This is a genomic window from Tenacibaculum aquaeponti, assembly GCF_057221555.1.
Genome location: NZ_CM170147.1, coordinates 2,876,708 through 2,896,338, shown reverse-complemented (window position 1 = coordinate 2,896,338; position 19,631 = coordinate 2,876,708). Strand labels below are relative to the sequence as shown.

The 19,631-nt window shown below is 29.6% G+C and carries 13 protein-coding genes; 8 read left to right on the top strand and 5 right to left on the bottom strand.

Annotated features, from left to right (window positions below; translation table 11 throughout):
• The first annotated feature begins 28 nt into the window (after positions 1–28).
• Both AC2TEO_RS13085 and AC2TEO_RS13080 read left to right on the top strand, forming a co-directional pair.
• Positions 29–3,331 (top strand): reprolysin-like metallopeptidase, encoded by a 3,303-nt coding sequence (locus AC2TEO_RS13085; RefSeq protein ID WP_442265258.1) that lies wholly within the window; start codon positions 29–31, stop codon positions 3,329–3,331.
• Positions 3,332–3,498: 167 nt separating this feature from the next.
• Positions 3,499–5,745 (top strand): reprolysin-like metallopeptidase, encoded by a 2,247-nt coding sequence (locus AC2TEO_RS13080; RefSeq protein ID WP_442265257.1) that lies wholly within the window; start codon positions 3,499–3,501, stop codon positions 5,743–5,745.
• A gap of 67 nt (positions 5,746–5,812) precedes the next feature.
• Here AC2TEO_RS13080 and AC2TEO_RS13075 read toward each other — a convergent pair whose 3' ends face one another.
• From AC2TEO_RS13075 to AC2TEO_RS13060, 4 genes are all read right to left on the bottom strand, one after another.
• A complete protein-coding gene (locus AC2TEO_RS13075) occupies positions 5,813–8,584 on the bottom strand; it encodes a TonB-dependent receptor (RefSeq protein WP_442265256.1) in 2,772 nt (923 codons plus the stop codon).
• A 30-nt stretch (positions 8,585–8,614) separates the two neighbouring features.
• Entirely contained in the window at positions 8,615–9,472 is an 858-nt protein-coding gene (locus AC2TEO_RS13070; protein ID WP_442265255.1) for a GLPGLI family protein, read from the bottom strand.
• 104 nt (positions 9,473–9,576) lie between these two features.
• Complete coding sequence (locus tag AC2TEO_RS13065) at positions 9,577–10,404, bottom strand: GLPGLI family protein (protein ID WP_442265254.1); 828 nt, start codon at positions 10,402–10,404, stop codon at positions 9,577–9,579.
• A 39-nt stretch (positions 10,405–10,443) separates the two neighbouring features.
• Positions 10,444–11,028, bottom strand: a complete 585-nt coding sequence (locus AC2TEO_RS13060; RefSeq protein ID WP_442265253.1) for a hypothetical protein — start codon at positions 11,026–11,028, stop codon at positions 10,444–10,446.
• Positions 11,029–11,150: 122 nt separating this feature from the next.
• On the opposite strand from AC2TEO_RS13060, the gene AC2TEO_RS13055 reads away from it, so the two are divergent.
• Genes AC2TEO_RS13055 through AC2TEO_RS13045 form a run of 3 tightly spaced genes read left to right on the top strand, consistent with a single transcriptional unit; the run spans position 11,151 to position 14,088 of the window.
• Positions 11,151–12,743, top strand: a complete 1,593-nt coding sequence (locus AC2TEO_RS13055; RefSeq protein ID WP_442265252.1) for a sensor histidine kinase — start codon at positions 11,151–11,153, stop codon at positions 12,741–12,743.
• Positions 12,736–13,416, top strand: coding sequence for a response regulator transcription factor (locus tag AC2TEO_RS13050; RefSeq protein ID WP_442265251.1), 681 nt, complete (start codon positions 12,736–12,738; stop codon positions 13,414–13,416). The genes AC2TEO_RS13055 and AC2TEO_RS13050 overlap by 8 nt, the downstream gene beginning before the upstream one ends.
• A gap of 57 nt (positions 13,417–13,473) precedes the next feature.
• Entirely contained in the window at positions 13,474–14,088 is a 615-nt protein-coding gene (locus AC2TEO_RS13045; RefSeq protein WP_442265250.1) for a deoxynucleoside kinase, read from the top strand.
• Here AC2TEO_RS13045 and AC2TEO_RS13040 read toward each other — a convergent pair.
• A complete protein-coding gene (locus AC2TEO_RS13040) occupies positions 14,080–14,817 on the bottom strand; it encodes a TrmH family RNA methyltransferase (RefSeq protein ID WP_442265249.1) in 738 nt (245 codons plus the stop codon). The two genes, AC2TEO_RS13045 and AC2TEO_RS13040, sit on opposite strands and share 9 nt — an antisense overlap.
• A 70-nt stretch (positions 14,818–14,887) precedes the next feature.
• On the opposite strand from AC2TEO_RS13040, the gene tamL reads away from it, so the two are divergent.
• The 3 genes from tamL (at position 14,888) to accD (ending at position 19,611) form a co-directional block, all read left to right on the top strand.
• A complete protein-coding gene (tamL, locus tag AC2TEO_RS13035; RefSeq protein ID WP_442265248.1) occupies positions 14,888–17,368 on the top strand; it encodes a translocation and assembly module lipoprotein TamL in 2,481 nt (826 codons plus the stop codon).
• Positions 17,369–17,481: 113 nt separating this feature from the next.
• Positions 17,482–18,540 carry a class II fructose-bisphosphate aldolase gene (gene fbaA / locus AC2TEO_RS13030; RefSeq protein ID WP_442265247.1) on the top strand — a complete coding sequence of 353 codons (1,059 nt, stop codon included), beginning with the start codon at positions 17,482–17,484 and terminating at the stop codon, positions 18,538–18,540.
• A gap of 213 nt (positions 18,541–18,753) precedes the next feature.
• Entirely contained in the window at positions 18,754–19,611 is an 858-nt protein-coding gene (gene accD, locus AC2TEO_RS13025) for an acetyl-CoA carboxylase, carboxyltransferase subunit beta (protein ID WP_442265246.1), read from the top strand.
• Positions 19,612–19,631 lie beyond the last annotated feature (20 nt).

Genomic DNA, 19,631 nt, shown 5'->3' with positions numbered 1-19,631 from the left:
TTTATTGTTTTTTAAAAAATTTCACCCCATGAGAAAAATTACATTTCTTCTACTTTTTTTAGCTTTTTGTATAGCTAACGCACAGAGTTCTTGGAAAAAAATAGATTCTGATAAGTTATTTTTTAGAAGTAACCAATTATTAGAGAGAGATACGAACCCTCTTAAATTTGACCTCTTTAGCTTAGATCTCGAGAATTTCAAAAAAGAATTAAATCTTAAATCTCGAGGATTAAATAAAACTATTGAGCTACCAAATCACAAAGGCGAACTTATAAATTATCAGATTATTGAATCTTCAAACTTTACAGAACCAGTAGCTAAAGAATATGGTTTTATTACCTCTTATAATATCGTTAACAATGAAGACAAAAGCGAAACTGGTAAATTGTCTATAGGAATAGATGGTGTTCATGTTACGCTATATTCAGGGAAAAGACCTACACATTACATAGATCCTTATACCAAAAATAATAAAACATATATTTCTTACAGTAGAGCTAATATTAACAAACCTAGTTCAGGATTTGGATGTAATTTATTAAAAGATGTTAAAATTCCTTATTCAAATAAATTAAGTACTAGAAATCCTAATGATGGAACCCTAAGGTCATATAGATTAGCTTTATCGTGTACTGGAGAATACGCTCAGTTTCATGTAAACAGACAAGGTTTATCTTCAGCTACAGCAGCGCAACAAAGAGCAGCTGTACTATCTGCTATGAATACAACTATGGCTAGAGTTAATGGGTTATTTGAAAGAGATTTAGCTGTACACATGAATATTGTTTTAATCGCTGGAAGTAATTTATTAATTAACTTAGATCCTGCTACTGACAATTTAGATAATAATAATGCTACTACATTAATAAATCAAAATCAAACTCTGTGTGATAATGAAATTGGTAGAAATGGTTATGATATAGGACATAACTTTTCTACTGGTGGTGGTGGTTTAGCTTCATTAGGAGGTGTTTGTCTTAATGGTGAAAAAGGTAGGGGTATTACAGGTTTATCTTCTCCTACAGGAGACTCTTTTGATGTAGACTTTGTTGCTCATGAATTCGGACATCAATTTGGTGCTAATCATACCTTTAATGGTGACACAGGTAGTTGTGCAGGTGCTAATAGAAATAATACTACTGCTATAGAGCCTGGAAGTGGAACTACCATTATGGCTTATGCAGGAATTTGTACTCCAAAGAATGTACAAAATAATAGTGATGATTATTTTCATGCAATAAGTATTGGAGAAATTTGGAATACTATTCAAACAGGAGGAACTTGTGCTTCCACTACAAATACAGGTAACACTGCTCCTACAGCTAATGCAGGGGCAGATTATATTGTTCCAAAAAGTACTCCACTAATTCTAAGAGGTAGTGGTTCTGATATTGATTCTGGTGCTAGTTTAACATATTGTTGGGAACAAGTTGATAATGAAATTGTAGTTTCACCACCGGTATCTACAAGTATAGGAGGAGCAACATTCCGTTCATATTCACCTACAAGTTCTCCAAACAGGTATCTACCTAGATTGCAAATAGTTTTATCAGGAGCTGTATCTGATCAATGGGAAGTAATGCCATCTGTGGCAAGAGATATGGATTTTACTTTAACAGTAAGAGACAACCAAACTGGAGGTGGTGCTACAGCATCGGATGATATGAAAATAACAGTATCTGATACTGATCCATTTATTGTAACTTCAGAACTCACCGGAGTAACTTGGGATGCAGGTAGCACACAAACTATTACATGGAATAAATCTACAACAGACCAAGCTCCAGTAAACTGTAAAAATGTTAGAATCAAACTATCAACTGATGGAGGAAATACTTTTCCTATAGTTTTAGCAGAAAATACTCCAAATGATGGCTCACACAATGTAACTGTACCTAACAATGTAACTAATTCTGCTAGAATAATGGTAGAAGCAATAGATAATATTTTTTATAATGTTAATTCTAGTAATTTCTCTATAGTCTCTAATATTCCAACTTTTGTATTAAACAATACCACTTCTAAACAAATAACTTGTAATTCCGGTAATAATACAGTAGAATACGATCTAAATTTAGATTTTGTTAATGGATTTAATGAAACTGTTTCATTTAACGCTAGTAACGTTCCTTCAGGAGCTTCTGTTACCTTTACACCAAATACTATAAATAGTGACGGAAATGTAAAAATGACTATTACTAACTTAAACGGGATAACCCCTAATAGCTACAATTTAACGATTAACGGTACTTCTACATCTGTTAATCAATCTACTGATGCAGAATTAGAAATATCAGATGGTAGTTTTTCTAGTTTTAATTTGACTGCTCCATCTAACGGAGCTACTAATGTTAGTATAGTTCCAAATTTATCTTGGGAAAATATTGCGGAAGCAGAATCTTACGACATACAAGTAGCTACAGATAATGCATTTAATAATATTATACTTAATATTAATTCTGTAACTAATTCTTTCTCTATTACTCCTCCTTTAAATGGTTTAACACAATATTTTTGGAGAGTTCGAGGAAAAAACGCATGTGGAGAAGGAAATTACACAAGTACATTTAACTTTACAACTAACAATCCTTCATATTGTACTTCTACTTTTACTGATGAAGCTGGAGGAAATGAACATATCACTAATGTTACATTTAATACAATTAATAACACTAGTGGTAATGATACTGTTGATGGATATATAGACTATACATCAATTTCAACAGATATTAATGCAGGTGATAATTACTCTGTAAGTGTATCTTTCGATCCTGCTGGATATAGAGATCACTGTTATGTTTTTATTGATTGGAATCAAGATTTTATTTTCGATGTAAGTACAGAAAGATACGACTTAGGAAGTTTAACAAGTCCAGGAGCTAGAACTGCAGACATTACAGTTCCTTCAAATGCTATTAATGGAAACACTCGAATGCGTGTAATAATTCAGTACTTTGACAATAATACCTTTATTCTTACTGATGGTGCTTGTGATACAGATCATTCATCTGAATGGGGAGAAACAGAAGATTACACAGTTAACGTTATTAACAATACTGCTTCTGTAGAAGATTTTAGTTTCAATAATTTTAATTTATTCCCAAACCCTTCTAATGGTAAATTTAATGTATCCTTTGATGTTTTAAATACAGAAGAAGTAAAACTTAGGGTTTTCGATTTTAGTGGACGTTTGGTTGAAAATGTTGCGTACAAAAATGTTTCAAATAAGTTTACTACAGAATTAGATCTTGAAAAACTAAATTCTGGTCTATATCTGTTACAAATTGAAAACGGGAATCAACAAACAACAAAAAAACTAATTATAAAATAATTTAAAAGAGCGCTTAAGGCGCTCTTTTTTATATAATTTAAATTGAATTTTCCTTTCTAGAATATTTTTATCAATACAGCGTTTTTATTTATACATTTGTTAAAGTCCTATATTTATTTACCATAAAACAAGTAATTAAAATCGTAAAACACTCAAATTAAAATTTCATGAAAAAAACACTATTACTGCTTTTTATTAGTATTTATGTTGTAAACTCACAGAATACTTGGGAAAAAATAAACCCAAATAACTCTAGTTTGTTAACAAAAAAAACTAAACAAACTAATCATCTACCTAAGAAGTACAGTTTATTTTCATTAAATATTAATAACTTTAAAAACCAACTGAATTTAAAAAGTCGAGGGACAGAAAAAACAATTCTGCTTCCTGATACTAATAATAATATTTCTGAATTCTTTATTAAAGAAAGCTCTAATTTTTCAGAATCTTTAGCCCCTGAATTTGACTTTATCAAATCATATTCAATTATAAGTAAACTAGATAAAAAAACCACTGGTAAATTAAGTATTGGTAGCGATGGTGTTCATATAACTTTATATAAATTAGATAAACCAACATATTATCTAAACCCTTACACAAAAGACAATTCGGTTTATATACTGTTTAATAGATCTGATTTAAATCAAAATAATTCTAATCCTGGGTGTACAGTGCTCGAAGAAAACAAAATTCAAGAATCTATTCATTATTTTGATAAAAAAATAATAAATGATGGAACATTACGCACATATAGATTGGCTTTAGCTTGTACTGGTGAATATTCTCAATTCCATGTAAATGAGCAAGGTTTAAGTTCAGGAACTGAAACTCAACAAAAAGCAGCAGTTTTATCTGCTATGAATACAACTATTGCTCGAGTAAACGGAATCTACGAAAGAGATTTATCTGTACATATGAATATCGTTTTAGTTGGTGGAACTAATCCTTTAATCAATCTTGACCCTGTTTCTGACAATTTAGACAATGATGATTCTATTGCACTTATCGATCAAAATCAAAATTTATGTGACAACATCATTGGTTCCGAAAATTATGATTTAGGACATATATTTGCTACTGGAGATGGTGGAATTGCTCGTTTTAGATCAGTCTGTGTTAATGGTTTTAAAGCTGGGGCTATGACTGGGTTAAATTCTCCTATAAATGATCCTTTTGACATTGATTTTGTTGCACATGAATTAGGACATCAATTTGGCGGGCATCATACGTTTAATGGTAATACTGGAAGTTGTATCGGTGGAAACAGAAATGATGAAACTGCTATTGAACCAGGAAGTGGCTCTACAATTATGGCATACGCAGGCATCTGTCACCCTAATAATATTCAAAATAATAGTGATGACTATTTTCATACAATAAGTATTCAAGAGATGCTTGGTTTTATTCAAAATAGCACTCCTTGCAGTTCGAATTCAAGTACGGGAAATACCGCTCCTACAGCTAATGCTGGTTTAGATTACACAGTACCTAAAAGAACACCTTTAATATTAAGAGGTAATGGATCTGATAACAACACTTCTGCTAACTTAACATATTGCTGGGAACAAGTTGATAATGAAATTGTCATCTCTCCTCCTTCTTCAACAAGTACAGGTGGGGCATCATTTAGATCTTTTACTCCAACAACTATCCCTAACAGATATTTACCTAAATTAGAAACTATTGTTTCAGGTGAATTTTTCTCTTTTTGGGAAGTTATTCCTGAAGTAGCTCGAGAAATGAATTTCACATTAACTGTAAGAGACAATCAACCTAATGGTGGAGCTGTTGCTTTTGATGACATGAAAGTTACAGTTATAGATGCTAAACCTTTTACCGTTACATCTCCAAACACAGAGGTTAGCTGGGATGGAGCAACGGCTCAAACTATTATTTGGGATAAATCTACAACAGATCAAGCTCCTATAAATTGTAAAAATGTACGCATTAAATTATCTACAGATGGTGGTCTTACTTTTCCAACTGTGATTATTGATAATACTCCTAATGATGGAATAGAAACAGTTATTATTCCTAATATGGCTACGACTGAGGCTAGAATAATGATTGAAGCTGTGGATAATATCTTTTACAATGTAAATCCAACAAATTTTACAATTATTAACAATCCGAATGCAGGAACTGGAGAAGTTATTGACTTTGCAAATTTTAGTATCTTCCCAAACCCTTCAGAAAACAAAACTTTTAATTTAGTCTTTGATATTGAAGCTTTAAGTTCAGTAAAAGTTCAATTATTTGATTTAAGCGGTAGATTAGTAGGAAATAAAGAATTTAGTAATACTACAAACAAATTTGCTGAACAACTTAATTATAATAATATAACTTCAGGGTTATATTTATTACAAGTTGTGAAAAATGATAAAACAGAAGTAAGAAAAGTTATTATTAAATAGCATTCTTAATTTTATATATCAAAAAGGGCGAGGAATACCTCGTCCTTTTTGTTGATTAAAACAATAATTATAAATTATATTTTACTGAAAAAGTAATATATCTTGGTTGGATTATGTAAGCTGAAGAGCTATTAAAAATGGTATTAGAACTATCTTGATTTAAAGATTTTGTATCTAAAATATTTGTCACCATCATTTTGTATTCCCACTTACTATCTTTCTTTTGATAAGTTAAATTTGCATCCCAAAAACTAAAATCATTTAGTGTTTCAGATTGATTTCTGTAGTTATTATAGGTGTATTTTGTATTAAATATTAAATCTCTGGTGATAAAAGCATCGAAATTAATAAACGGGCTGTGTGTAGTAAATGTATTTACAATTCCTCCTTGATCATACCTATTAATACTTACATTATAACCTACATCAAAATTTGGAAACTCTCTAAAGTTTGTACTAAACCTTGTTCTATAAGCTTGAGTAAATGAATTTGACTCTCTATTCTCATTTTCATTTGTAAAACGATTAAAAAACAGGTTGTTTGAAACTGAATAACCTACATTTCCGCCGACTGTAACTTTAAATTTTCGATAACTCTTTTGAAAATTAGCATTCGCTGAAATTGTTTCATCTGGGAATATAGAATTGATTGATGTTGATACTTGATCTACTCCATTAAACGTAGTTAATCCTTTTACCGCATCTATAAGTTTACTGTAATTTACGCTAGCAAAAATGTTTGTGTAATTAAACATATTAAAACTGAAATAACTCAAGTTTACATTGTGTGATAAAGAACTTTCTAATTCTCTATTTCCTGAGTACAACCTATTGTAATTATTAAATACAAAACCTTCTGCAACTCTATTTATATCTGTAAAACTTACTTGTTGACTATAATTTAATCGTATAGTTTCCGACTTTTTAAGTGCTACTTTTATAGAAGCATCTGGTAATAATTTTGTAAAACTATTATCAAAAACACTTCCTAGTTGTGTGTTTTTTGCTGAATACTGATGTGCTGTAAATCCTTGATTAAAAGTAAATATTCCTGTAATAAACTTATAATGTAAACCAGCATAATAATCATCGAAAGTATAATTTACATCATTAATTGAGTTTACATTACTTATAGAATTCGTTGTTCCATTTTCTAAAACTTGAAAAATATTAGAGTTGAATTGCTGATCACTTACAGTAGTTCCTAAAGTTACATTTAAATTACTCTTTGGGTTAATCACATAAAAGTAATCTAACTTAGCATCTAATTTATTTGTTTTGACTCTTTTATTCTGAGAAACATCAAAAGGAACAGGACTTTCATCAACTAAACCTAGAACATTGAAAAAAGATAAGTTTTCTAACTCAGCATTGTAAAAAGGATCTTCATTTTGCCATAAATATTGAGCTTCTAAAGCAAATATATTACTGTCGTTTAATGTATAATAATAATTCAAATTTTGACTAATTGAATACGGATTTTGACTAGATAGTTGATGAATTGGAATAGACTCATCTGCATCATTTAAATAGGTACGTGTAGAATTTAAACTTTGTATTTCTTCTTGATTTGAAATTTTAGCGAAAACATCATAATCAAATTGATTATCGGTATTTGGGCGATAACTTGAACTTAGTTTTAGTAAACCTAAATCACTCCTTTGTTTAGAAACACTATTTATTTCTTCAGTATTAATAAATCTAATCGAATTTGGATCTGTTCCATTGAATGGCGGCAAAGCAGAAGCATCAACATTTTCATTGATATAATTTCTTATTGTATTTTCTTCCATATCTACTTCTGATCCAGAGTAAATTCCGAATCCACTTAAATCCCAATTCTTTTTAGGAGAATAACTAAAATTCACTGCTCCGAATCTTGATTCGATTTCTTTAGCTCTGTTGTTTCGAAGTGTTAAGAAACCTATATCAGATGACGCTACATTAAAACCTGTACCTCTTCCTCCGGCTCCTCTAAATCCACCAGTAAACTTAAAGTAATCTCTACGTGTAAATGGAACCTCACCAATATTATTAAAATCTGTAATTAAGTTTAAACTATATTTCGGACTGTAATAAAATAGCTTTGGATGTACGATATATCGGCTATCTTCTGTTGCCATTCCTACTCCCGCAGAAACCTCTCCAAACCAAAAATTCTTCTTTCCTTCTTTTAGTTTTAGATTTATAACAATATTATCTTCATTATCAGTAACACGACTCATCTGACTAACTTCACTATGATTTTTTAAGACCTCAACTTTATCAATCGCATTAGCTGGAATATTTTTAGTAGCAAGTTTAGAATCTCCATCAAAAAAATCTTTTCCTTCTACCATTACCTTTTTTACTGTTTTTCCTTCGACTTGAATTTCTCCTTCATCGTTTACCTCTACTCCAGGAAGTTTTTTTAGTACGTCTTCTAGCTTTTTTTCTGTTCCGCTTTTAAAGGAATCTGCATTGTACACAATTGTATCACCTTTTACAGTTACAGGCATTTTAGAAATAATTTCTACTTCATCTAAAGTATTATCAAAAAGTAAAACAATATCTTTTTTAATATCACTTTCTTTAGTGCTAACGTTAAACTCACCTGTTTTCATTCCTACATAACTCGCTTTAATGATATAGCTAGCATTTTTCTGCAAATTCAGTTTATAATTACCAAAAGCATCTGTAAATCCGTAAGAATCTACTTTGTTATCTTTTTGGTTTATAGCCAACATATTTGCCATTTCTAGCGGGTTTCCAATGCTGTCTTTTACTATCCCTGTCAGTTTAATTTGGGCACTAGTATAACAGGCAACCATTACGATCGCCAGAAAAAATATTTTTTTCATTATTAAAGTTTGATTAATTCATAAAACTTACTAAGACCTACCTCTTCTTCTGCCTCTCCACATTTCTCTCATTTCTTCCATCTTCTTTTTCACTATAGCATTATACTCTTCTCTTGTAACTTCGTCTCCTTTAGTTAAAGGCTCTATTTCTTTCTTTTCTTTAGGATTTAAAGTTACTTCTGTACATAAAATTGTAGTTTTTCCTGAATTTATTTCCAAAATTAAACCTGGTAACCCCCAATATTCTCCAGGGCCATTACTTACAGGAATTTGTGGTGTATACCATGCCGTAACTAGTATTTCTTTTGGTATTTCTAAATCTTCAGTAACTTTTTTAACTTTTGCACTATCAGGTTTCTTATTATCTTTATCTCTATTTCTACCTCTTCCTCTTCTTCTCATATTTTGCCAATCGAACTCATCAGTTTTTTTTACCATGGTAGCTTTATAACATAAATAGTTTCCTATTTGTTTTTGCTCTCCACTCATTTCCCATTTTGGCATTTCAGACGGATCTTCTATTAAAAACTTCTTTCCAAAAAACTCTCTCTCTTCTAAAAACTTTTTGTCTTGTGTATTTTTATATTGAATTCCACTAGAAAAACCTCCAAAACGAAAACCTCCTCTTCCTCCACCTGGTGCTTCTAATTTTTCTTCTTCTTCATACAATGATGAAGTTCTATTGAAATGAAGCGTATATGTTTTTTCTAACATATTCTTCATTCTTTCCATGATTCTTTTCTTTTGTTGTTCGGATAACTGACGATTTCCCCATTGATTCATATCAAAAGAAGTTTTCGATTTATACACAGCTTTTCCGTGAAAGTTTTTTTGAGCATAACCAAATGCTACTGAAAATAATAAGAGGTAAGTAAAAAGCGATTTCATAATTACATGATTAATTTTATTCTTTTCTTGTTAAAGATAACCTTAGTTATCTTTACTAAGACTTAAAAAAATTGTAAAGGTTTAAAATCGCTTCTTTAAAAAAATCACCCTCCTATTTGTATATTTATAGATTCTCCATTTCCACGATTATTTTTAAATCTTTCATTCATTTCAGCAACTTTTTCCTTCACTATTTTTTCATATTCTTCTTGATTTACTTTTTTTCCTCCCCTAGGTTCTTTAATTTTTACTTTCTCGGCAGGATTTAAAACAATCTCGGTACAAACTATGGTTCTTTTACCTTCATGTACTTCTAAAATTAAACCTGGTAAACCCCAAAACATATCTGGTCCATTACTCACTGGAATCTCTGGTGTATACCATGCCACAGTATTAATCGTTACCATTTGCTTTTTCTCCTCAGTTTCACCATCGGTCATTATGTGACTTATTTGTTCTTCTTCTCTAGTTCTCGTAGCCTTATAACACGTATATTTTCCAATCTTTTTTGTTTCTCCACTCATTTCCCATGCTTCGTCAGACAACTTGTCTTTGATTAAAAATTCTTTACTAAACACTTCTGTTTTATTCACATACTTCTTTTCAGTAGTATTTTTATAAAGAATATCGTTTCCTCCACCACTTCCGAACATCATTATTTGAACTCCTCCTGATTGAGCTGCTGGCTCTAACTCTTTATTTTGAGTATATGTTGATGTAGATTTGGTAAAGTTTAAAGTGTATGTTTTTTGAAACATTTTCTTCATTTTTTCTTGAAGCTGTTTCTGAAGATCTGAATTTGGTGCTTTATCACCTGTACTTATTTTAAGATCTACATTTCTATGTGTCTTATAAACTGCTCTTCCTTGAAAATCTTGAGCTATTGTAGTTAATGAACATAATACGGCTAAGAATAGAAATTGAATTTTCATTTTTTTATATTTTTATATTTTTATATTACTGTTTTACTTCTATTTTTCTTGAGATGACGTATAATTCATCATCATTTTAATTAATTTGTCTAACTCTTTTGCTTCAGCTGAAACAATAAAACTTTGCTTTACATCTAATTTTGATTTTTCTTTTTTTACTCTTTTTACTTTACAACCTAAAGTAATTTTTTGGTCTTGATCATGATCTTTAAAAAAAGTCCTTGCTTCTTCCCAGTCAATTGTTTTTAACTCTTCAATAGAGTCTACTGTATAAATTAGAGATAAAGGTTTTGTCTTTGCTGTAGTTTTTACTTGATACTTTTTCATAATATGTATCAACTTGTCTAGATCTTTAACCTTTCCTTTTATTTCAAAACTTTGCTTTGTTTTAACTTTTGATTTTTTCTTATTTAACCCTTTTACTTTTATACCTAAAGTCACTTCCTCTTCTTCCGTATTTCCTTCAAAAAACTCTTTAGCTTCGTTCCAATTAATAGTTTCAAGTTCATTAACAGAATCTACTGTATAAATTAATGATGAAGCTTTAATCTTTACACTATCAACAGATTGAGAAAATGTTTTTACTACTATTATTAATAACACTATTAGTATTGCTTTTTTCATGACGAAATAATTTTTTGTTTCACAGCACAAAGATGTTTTCAATATTTGTATTTCTAAGTTAACGAGTGTTAACGAGTGTTAACCGACTTATTTTTATAGAATTAGAAATGTACCTTTGGAGAATGAATACTAAAAAACATAATTGGATTCTTTATTTTATAGTTATAACAATATGCACGACTATAACTGTACAGTTTTATTGGAATTATAAAAATTACCAACAAAACAAACTAAGAGTAATGAATGAAATTCAGATAAGTTTAGATAATGCTATTGAGAAATATTTTACAGATTTAACGAAGGCTAATCATTTTTCAATTATCACTCCAAAAAATGATTCTACTAAATCTATAAAAGTTAGAAATGTTATGAAAGATATTTTTTTATCTATTGATAACATTAATAATCGTCCTAAAAAAAAGGGTCGTAAAAAAACTAAAGAAGAATCAAAAGACAGTACAAGTTTAGCTATTCAATCTTTAGTTATTACTACCGATAGTTCGAATGAATACAACAATACAGCTTTTACAGTAGATAATTTTTTTAAAAAAAATAATGACTGTAATTTAAATCATACTCATTATGATAGTATAAACTGTAAACAAAATCAAAACTTAACCAAAGCAAACGACATTAGAGTTTTTAGAGGAAAAAAGGCTGCAGATAGTTTAAAATTAATTAAAGGAATTCAAACTTTTTTTATTGCGATTCAAAATGACACTATGAATCATGGGAAAATTGACACTATTCTTAAAAATGAACTTCGTCAAAAAAAAATTAATGTAGACTACGCTTTCGAATATTACAAACAAGACACTATTCATACCATTTTTTCTCCTCAACCAATAGAAGAGTATACTATTATAGAATCAAAATCAACATTTCTTGGACCTGATAAGAAATTCAAAATGAAGTATAGCAACCCTTCTTCTGAAGCTTTAAAACGAAGTTCTACAGGAATTCTATTGTCTTTATTATTATCCTTAGCTGTTGTTTTTAGTTTATTCTATCTATTAAAAATCATTAATGATCAAAAAGAATTAGCAGAAATTAAAAATGATTTAATTAGTAATATCACTCACGAGTTTAAAACACCTATTACTACAGTATCTACTGCATTAGAAGCTATTAATAACTTTAATGCTATTGATGATAAAGAGAAAACTAAAAAGTATGTTTCTATTTCTGAAAGTCAGATTAAGAAATTACATGTAATGGTAGAAAAGCTTTTAGAAACCGCTACACTCGACAGCGAAAAATTATTATTAAAAGAAGAAGCTGTTGAAATTGTAAGTTTATTAGAAAAATTAAGTAGAAAACATCAGCTATTTACAACTGATAAAAAAATAAACTTCATTTCAAACACTGACGATTTAGTGATTAAAGTTGATGAGTTTCATTTAGAAAATGCTGTTTCTAATTTAATTGATAATGCAATAAAATATGGAGGAGATGAAATTCATCTTGAATTTGAATCTTCTGCAAAAAACCTTCAGATTACTGTATCTGATAACGGAAAAGGAATCGACAAAAACCAACAAGATAAAATCTTCGATAAATTCTATAGAGTTCCTAAAGGAAATACACACGATGTAAAAGGTTTTGGAATCGGTTTATATTACACTAAAAAAATTATTGAAAAGCATAACGGAAGCATTCAATTACACTCTATTCCTGGAAAAACAACATTTAAAATCACTATGCCTTATGAGTAAAAAGATAAAATTATTGTTAGCAGAAGACGAACCTAGCTTAGGTCAAATTGTTAAAGAAAGCTTAGAGACTAGAGATTTTGAAGTTTTTCACGCTGTAAATGGTGAAGAAGCCTACGATATGTATACTAAAGAATCACCCGAAATTTTGGTTCTAGATGTAATGATGCCTAAAAAAGACGGTTTTACTTTAGCCAAAGAAATTAGAGAAGAAAACAACAGTATTCCAATTATATTTCTCACTGCAAAATCACAAACAAAAGATGTTATCGATGGCTTTCAACATGGTGGAAATGATTATTTAAAGAAACCTTTTTCGATGGAAGAATTAATCGTTAGAGTCCATAGTTTGTTAGATAGAATTAACTTAAAAAAGAATCTAGAAAAAATAATTATTGGTAATTATACATTCAATTACGAAAAGCAAAAATTATATTTTAAGAATGAAACAGAACTATTAACTCATAGAGAAAGCGAATTGCTATACTACTTAACAGAAAAGAAAAATGAAATCTTAGATCGTTCATTTATATTAAAAAAAATATGGGGAGACGACGATTTTTTTAATGCTAGAAGTATGGATGTATTTATTTCTAAACTACGAAAAAGACTCAAAAAAGACCCAGCAGTAGAAATTATTAATGTTCGAGGTTATGGATATAAATTAACTTGTTAATATCTAATAATCGAAGAATAATATGTAATTTTGACCCCATCAAAAAACAAGTATAGTATGCATGTAGCTATTGCAGGAAATATAGGAGCTGGTAAAACTACACTTACCAAATTATTAGCAAAGCATTACAATTGGCAACCACACTTTGAATCTGTAGATGAAAATCCTTACCTTGATGATTTCTATGGAGAGATGGAACGTTGGTCGTTTAATTTACAAGTATATTTCTTAAATAGTAGATTCAGACAAATTTTAGATTTAAGACAAACTGGAAAAAATGTAATTCAAGATAGAACAATCTACGAAGATGCACATATATTTGCTCCGAACTTACATGCTATGGGATTAATGACTAATAGAGATTTCAGTAACTATTCATCTCTATTTGAATTAATGGAAAACTTAGTAAACCCACCAGATTTATTAATTTATTTACGTGCTGATATTTCTACTTTAGTCGGACAAATTCACAAAAGAGGTCGTGATTACGAAAGCTCAATTAGTATCGATTATTTGAGCAGATTGAATGAAAGATATGAAGCTTGGATTAGCACTTATAATAAAGGAAAATTACTTATTATTGAAGTAGATAAATTAGATTTCGTTGACAATCCTGAAGATTTAGGATATATTATTGATCGAATTGACTCTCAAATCAACGGTTTATTCTAAATTTCTTTTAAATTCGCTTATTAATATTGATGTTGCTGTGGCTACATTTAAACTTTCCGTTTGGTTACTTTCACCAAAACGAGGTATTGTTAGTTTGTTTTGTATGATTTTTCGAATAGACTCAGAAACTCCATTTGCTTCATTACCCATAACTAAAACAGCTTCTTTTGGTAAAGTAGTTTTGTAAACATTTTCTCCATCCATATCAGCAATAAATGTTGGTAAAGTAGTTGTTTCTAAATAATTCCCTAAGTCTTCATAAGAAATATCTACTCTACTAATAGACCCCATTGTTGATTGAATTACTTTTTGATTGTAACAATCAACAGTATCTATGGAACAAACTAATTTTTGAACTCCAAACCAATCACATAAACGTATAATTGTTCCCAAATTACCTGGGTCATTAATAGCATCTAAAGCAATTACCAAACCCCTATCTTCAATTTTACTTTCTTCAGGAATATAAAAAACACCTAAAACTTTATTAGGAGTTTTTAACGTTGTAATTTTCTTCAATTCTTTTTCAGAAATGATAGTTGTAATCTTTGCGTATTTTTCATCCAATTGGTAATCTTCTGTAGCAAAAATTGTATTTACTTTTAAACTAGATTGCAACAATTCATTAACTACTTTTATTCCTTCAGCAATAAAAAGTTGATTAATTTTTCTATATTTCTTTTGTCTTAAACTATTGATTAGCTTAATTTGGTTTTTTGACAAGCTCATTGGCAGTTTTTTAACAGCTCTTAATTGTAAAAATGGTATTTTTGACAATTCAATTCGACGTGTAAAGTTAATGAAAAAACACAGCTTTTATTTTTTATTATTCTTATTTTTTGGTGCTTGTAGCACAATTAAACACGTTCCTGAAAATGAATTACTACTTACAAACAACATAATAATTGTTGATAGTATTAAACAAAAAGACGAACGTTTAAATAGTTTACTGCTTCAACAAAAAAATGCTAGAGCTATTGGCTTACCTCTATCTCTTTATTTCTACAACTTAGGAAATCCAAAAGGCTCTAAAGATGTTGAAGAATGGGAAAAAAACCATCCAAAATGGTATAATCTTTTTAAAAATATCTTTTCAGAAAAACAAAGTATAGCTGTAGCTAATACATTTATAGGATTAAATAACTGGTATTTAAATAATGGACAAGCACCAATAATAATTAATGATAAAAAAACTAGAAGAACAGCAAATAAGTTATTGGCGTACTACATTACCGAAGGTTATTTTAGAGCAAAAGTTTCCTATAGAAAAGATACAGTAGGACAAAAAAAAGGAACCCTAACTTATTTTATAGAAAAAGGTAATCCTTCTTTTCTAGATTCAATTTATACAGATATAAAGTCTCCTGTTTTAGATTCAATATATAAAAAACATGCCCAGAAAAATTTCTTAAAAAAAGGAGAACAATACAAAGATGAAAACTTTATCAAAGAGGCAAATAGAATTGTGCAACTTTTTAGAAACAAAGGAGTATACAAATTCAACGAAAATTCTTTATCATTTGAACCAGATACTTTAAAAAACTATCAAAAAACAGACGTTAAAATAGAAATTAAAGACGAGTTAGTTGAAATAGATGGAAAATATGTATCTAAACCTTTTAAAATTCAGAAAATAAAGAACATTAATATTTTCACTGACTATACTTACACTAAAAGAAATGAGCCTTATTATAATAAAGCAAAATTCGAAGGAATTAATTTTCTTTCTCACGATAAGCTAAAATATAATCCTAAACACTTAACTCAATCAATTTTTATAAGGCCCAATCAGGTATATACTGATTCTTTAAGAAGACTAACTCAATTACATTTAAGAGGTTTAAAAAACTTTAAAACAACATCTATTCGTTATAACTCTATTAGTGATGATGAATTAGAGGCTAATATTTTCTTAACTCCTATTGAAAAATATTCTATTGGAATTGATGCTGAATTATCTCGTTCTAATATTAGAAATTTTGATATTTCTGGAAAGTTTTCAATTACAAACAGAAATACATTTAAAGGAGCTGAAATATTTCAACTTTCTCTTCAAGGAGGTTTTTTTAACTCAGCCAATGGCCCTGGATGGGAATTCGGAGGAAATTTATCATTAGAAGTTCCCCGTTTTATGGCTCCTTTCGGTTTCCATAAACTCGTTCCTAAACGTATGCAGCCCCGAACCATTTTTAATACTGGATTAAGTATTCAAAAAAACATTGCTTTAGATAAACAAAATGTTTCTGCAGGAGTTGATTATAGATGGCAATTTAACAAAAGAAAATCTATTCAATTAGAACTTTTAAATGCTCAATATATTAGAAATTTAAATGTTGGGAATTATTTCAATATTTATGGATCTGAATACAATAAGCTTAAAGAAGTTGTTTCTATTTTCGATTCAACTTTCAATTTACCCCAACCTGCTCCAGAAAATAATGATCTCATTGTTAACAAAATGAGAGAAATATCTATAGATGAAAACTTCAGAACAAACAACCCTGAAGCTTTCAGAGATAATTTAAATATCTTAAATAGATATAACATTATTACCTCAGATTTCTTAATCCCTGAAATTGCTTATACTTTTACATATAATAATCAAGAAAACATCAAAGATTCTAACTTTTCTTACTTCCGAATAAGATTAGCAAATTCTGGAAATATAATGGGGGTATTATCTAATCAAACTAATAGAAACGGACAAACCACTGTTTTTAAAATTCCAATTGCAGAATACTTTAAAACGGATATTGAATACAAAAAATATTGGAATTTAGGAGACAATAATATTCTAGCACATCGTACATTTTTAGGAGCTATATTAACTTATAATGACTCTAGTATTCCATTTTCTAGAAGTTATTTCGCTGGTGGATCTAATGATATTAGAGCATGGCAAACTTATGATTTAGGACCTGGTAGAAGAACTCCAGGATTAGAGTATAATATTGGTAGTTTAAAGTTTTTATCTTCTTTTGAATATCGTTTTGATATTGCTGGAAGTTTAAAAAGTGCTATATTTTTAGATTTTGGAAATATTTGGGATATTACTAATTCTTCTAGAGTAGATACTGAATCTAGATTCCAAGGAATTAAATCATTAACAGATATGGCTGTTGGAACTGGTTTTGGTTTACGCTACGACTTTAAATTTTTAGTTGCACGTTTAGATCTTGGATTTAAAGTAAGAGAACCTTACTTAACAAACAATAGGTGGTTTCAAAATACCAATTTCGCAAACTCTGTATTTAATATTGGAATTAATTATCCTTTCTAAAATTAAACAACTAAAACGTAATCGTAATCTAACTTTTGTTTTTCTTCTTTTAATACAAAAATTATGTAGTTTTGTTTCAATTGAAATTACAACACAAACTAAAAAACAAAAAAATGATAAAACCAGGAGTAGCCACTGGACGCGAAGTTCAAGAAATTTTTAAGTTAGCAAAAGAAAAAGCATTCGCATTACCTGCGGTAAATGTAGTTGGGTCTAATTCTATTAATGCTGTTTTAGAAACTGCTAAAGAAGTTAACTCTCCTGTAATTATTCAATTCTCAAATGGAGGAGCATTATTTAATGCAGGAAAAGGGTTATCAAATGAAGATCAAAAAGCTGCAATTGCTGGAGCTGTAGCTGGTGCAAAACATATACATTTATTGGCAGAAGCTTATGGTGTTCCTGTAATTTTACATACAGATCACGCTGCTAAGAAACTATTACCTTGGATAGATGGATTATTAGATGCAAGTGAAAAACATTTTGAAGAAACTGGTAAATCATTATTCAGTTCTCATATGATTGATTTATCTGAAGAGCCATTAGAAGAAAACATCGAAATTTGCAAAGAATATCTAGCTCGTATGAGTAAAATGGGTATGACTTTAGAAATAGAATTAGGAATTACTGGAGGAGAAGAAGATGGAGTAGATAATACTGATGTAGATAGTTCTAAATTATATACACAACCTGAAGAAGTAGCATATGCTTACGAAGAGTTATTAAAAGTAAGTGATCAATTTACAATTGCAGCTGCATTTGGAAATGTACACGGAGTTTACAAACCAGGTAATGTAAAATTAACTCCAAAAATCTTAAAGAATTCTCAAGAATATATTTCTGAAAAATATAATGTACCAGCTAATACAATCGATTTTGTATTTCACGGAGGATCAGGTTCAACTTTAGAAGAAATTCGTGAAGCAATTGGTTATGGTGTTATCAAAATGAATATCGATACAGATTTACAATATGCTTTTAATGAAGGGATTCGTGATTATATGAAGAAAAACGCCGATTATTTAGCTGCTCAAATTGGTAATCCTGATGGAGATGATATTCCTAACAAAAAATACTACGATCCTCGTAAATGGCTTAGAGAAGGAGAATTAACTTTCAAAACTCGTTTAAAGCAAGCTTTCGAAGATTTAAATAACATAAATACTTTATAGTAGCTTTTATAAGTTATAACCAACTTTACACAAAAGAGTCTCTTAAATTTTAAGAGGCTTTTTTACCTTATAAAAGACTAAAAATCAAACCATTATTAATTTTAATTTAAAAAGAATACTCAGTAATTAAAAAACTTTTACATTTGTAAACTAACCTATCCCTAAATAAGGGCTGAGTTATTTAAACTGACACTAAACAAACAAAACTAGATTATGGCTTGGTTTAAACGAAAAGATAAAGGGATTCATACCCCTACCGAAGAAAAGAAAGACACACCAAAAGGCTTGTGGTATAAAACGCCTAGCGGTAAAATTATTGATACTGAAGAATTAAAAAGAAACTTATATGTAAGTCCAGAAGATGGTTATCATGTAAGAGTTGGAAGTAGAGAATACTTCGAATTATTCTTTGACAACAATGAATTCACAGAACTTAATGAAAAGTTAGTTGCTAAAGATCCTTTAAAGTTTGAGGACACTAAAAAATATCCAGACAGATTAAAAAGCGCTCAAGATAAAACAGGATTAAAAGATGCTGTTAGAACTGCAGTTGGTAAATCTCAAGGAAAAGACTTAGTTATCGCTTGTATGGATTTTGCTTTTATTGGAGGTTCTATGGGAAGTGTTGTGGGAGAAAAAATAGCTCGCGCTATCGATTATTCTATCCAAAATAACATTCCTTTCTTAATGGTATCTAAATCTGGTGGAGCTCGTATGATGGAAGCTTCATTATCATTAATGCAATTAGTAAAAACATCCGCGAAGTTAGCTCAATTAGCAGACGCTAAAATTCCATATGTATCTTTATGTACAGATCCAACTACTGGTGGAACGACTGCTTCTTTTGCAATGTTAGGAGACATTAATATTGCTGAACCAAATGCTTTAATTGCATTCGCTGGTCCTCGTGTTGTAAAAGATACTACTGGTAAAGAATTACCAGAAGGTTTCCAACGTTCTGAATTTGTTTTAGAACACGGTTTCTTAGACGCTATTTACGAACGTAAAGATTTAAAGAAACAAGTTAATTTATACTTAGATTTAATACAAAATCAACCTGTAAGAGCTTAATAAAATAAAAAGACCAGCGT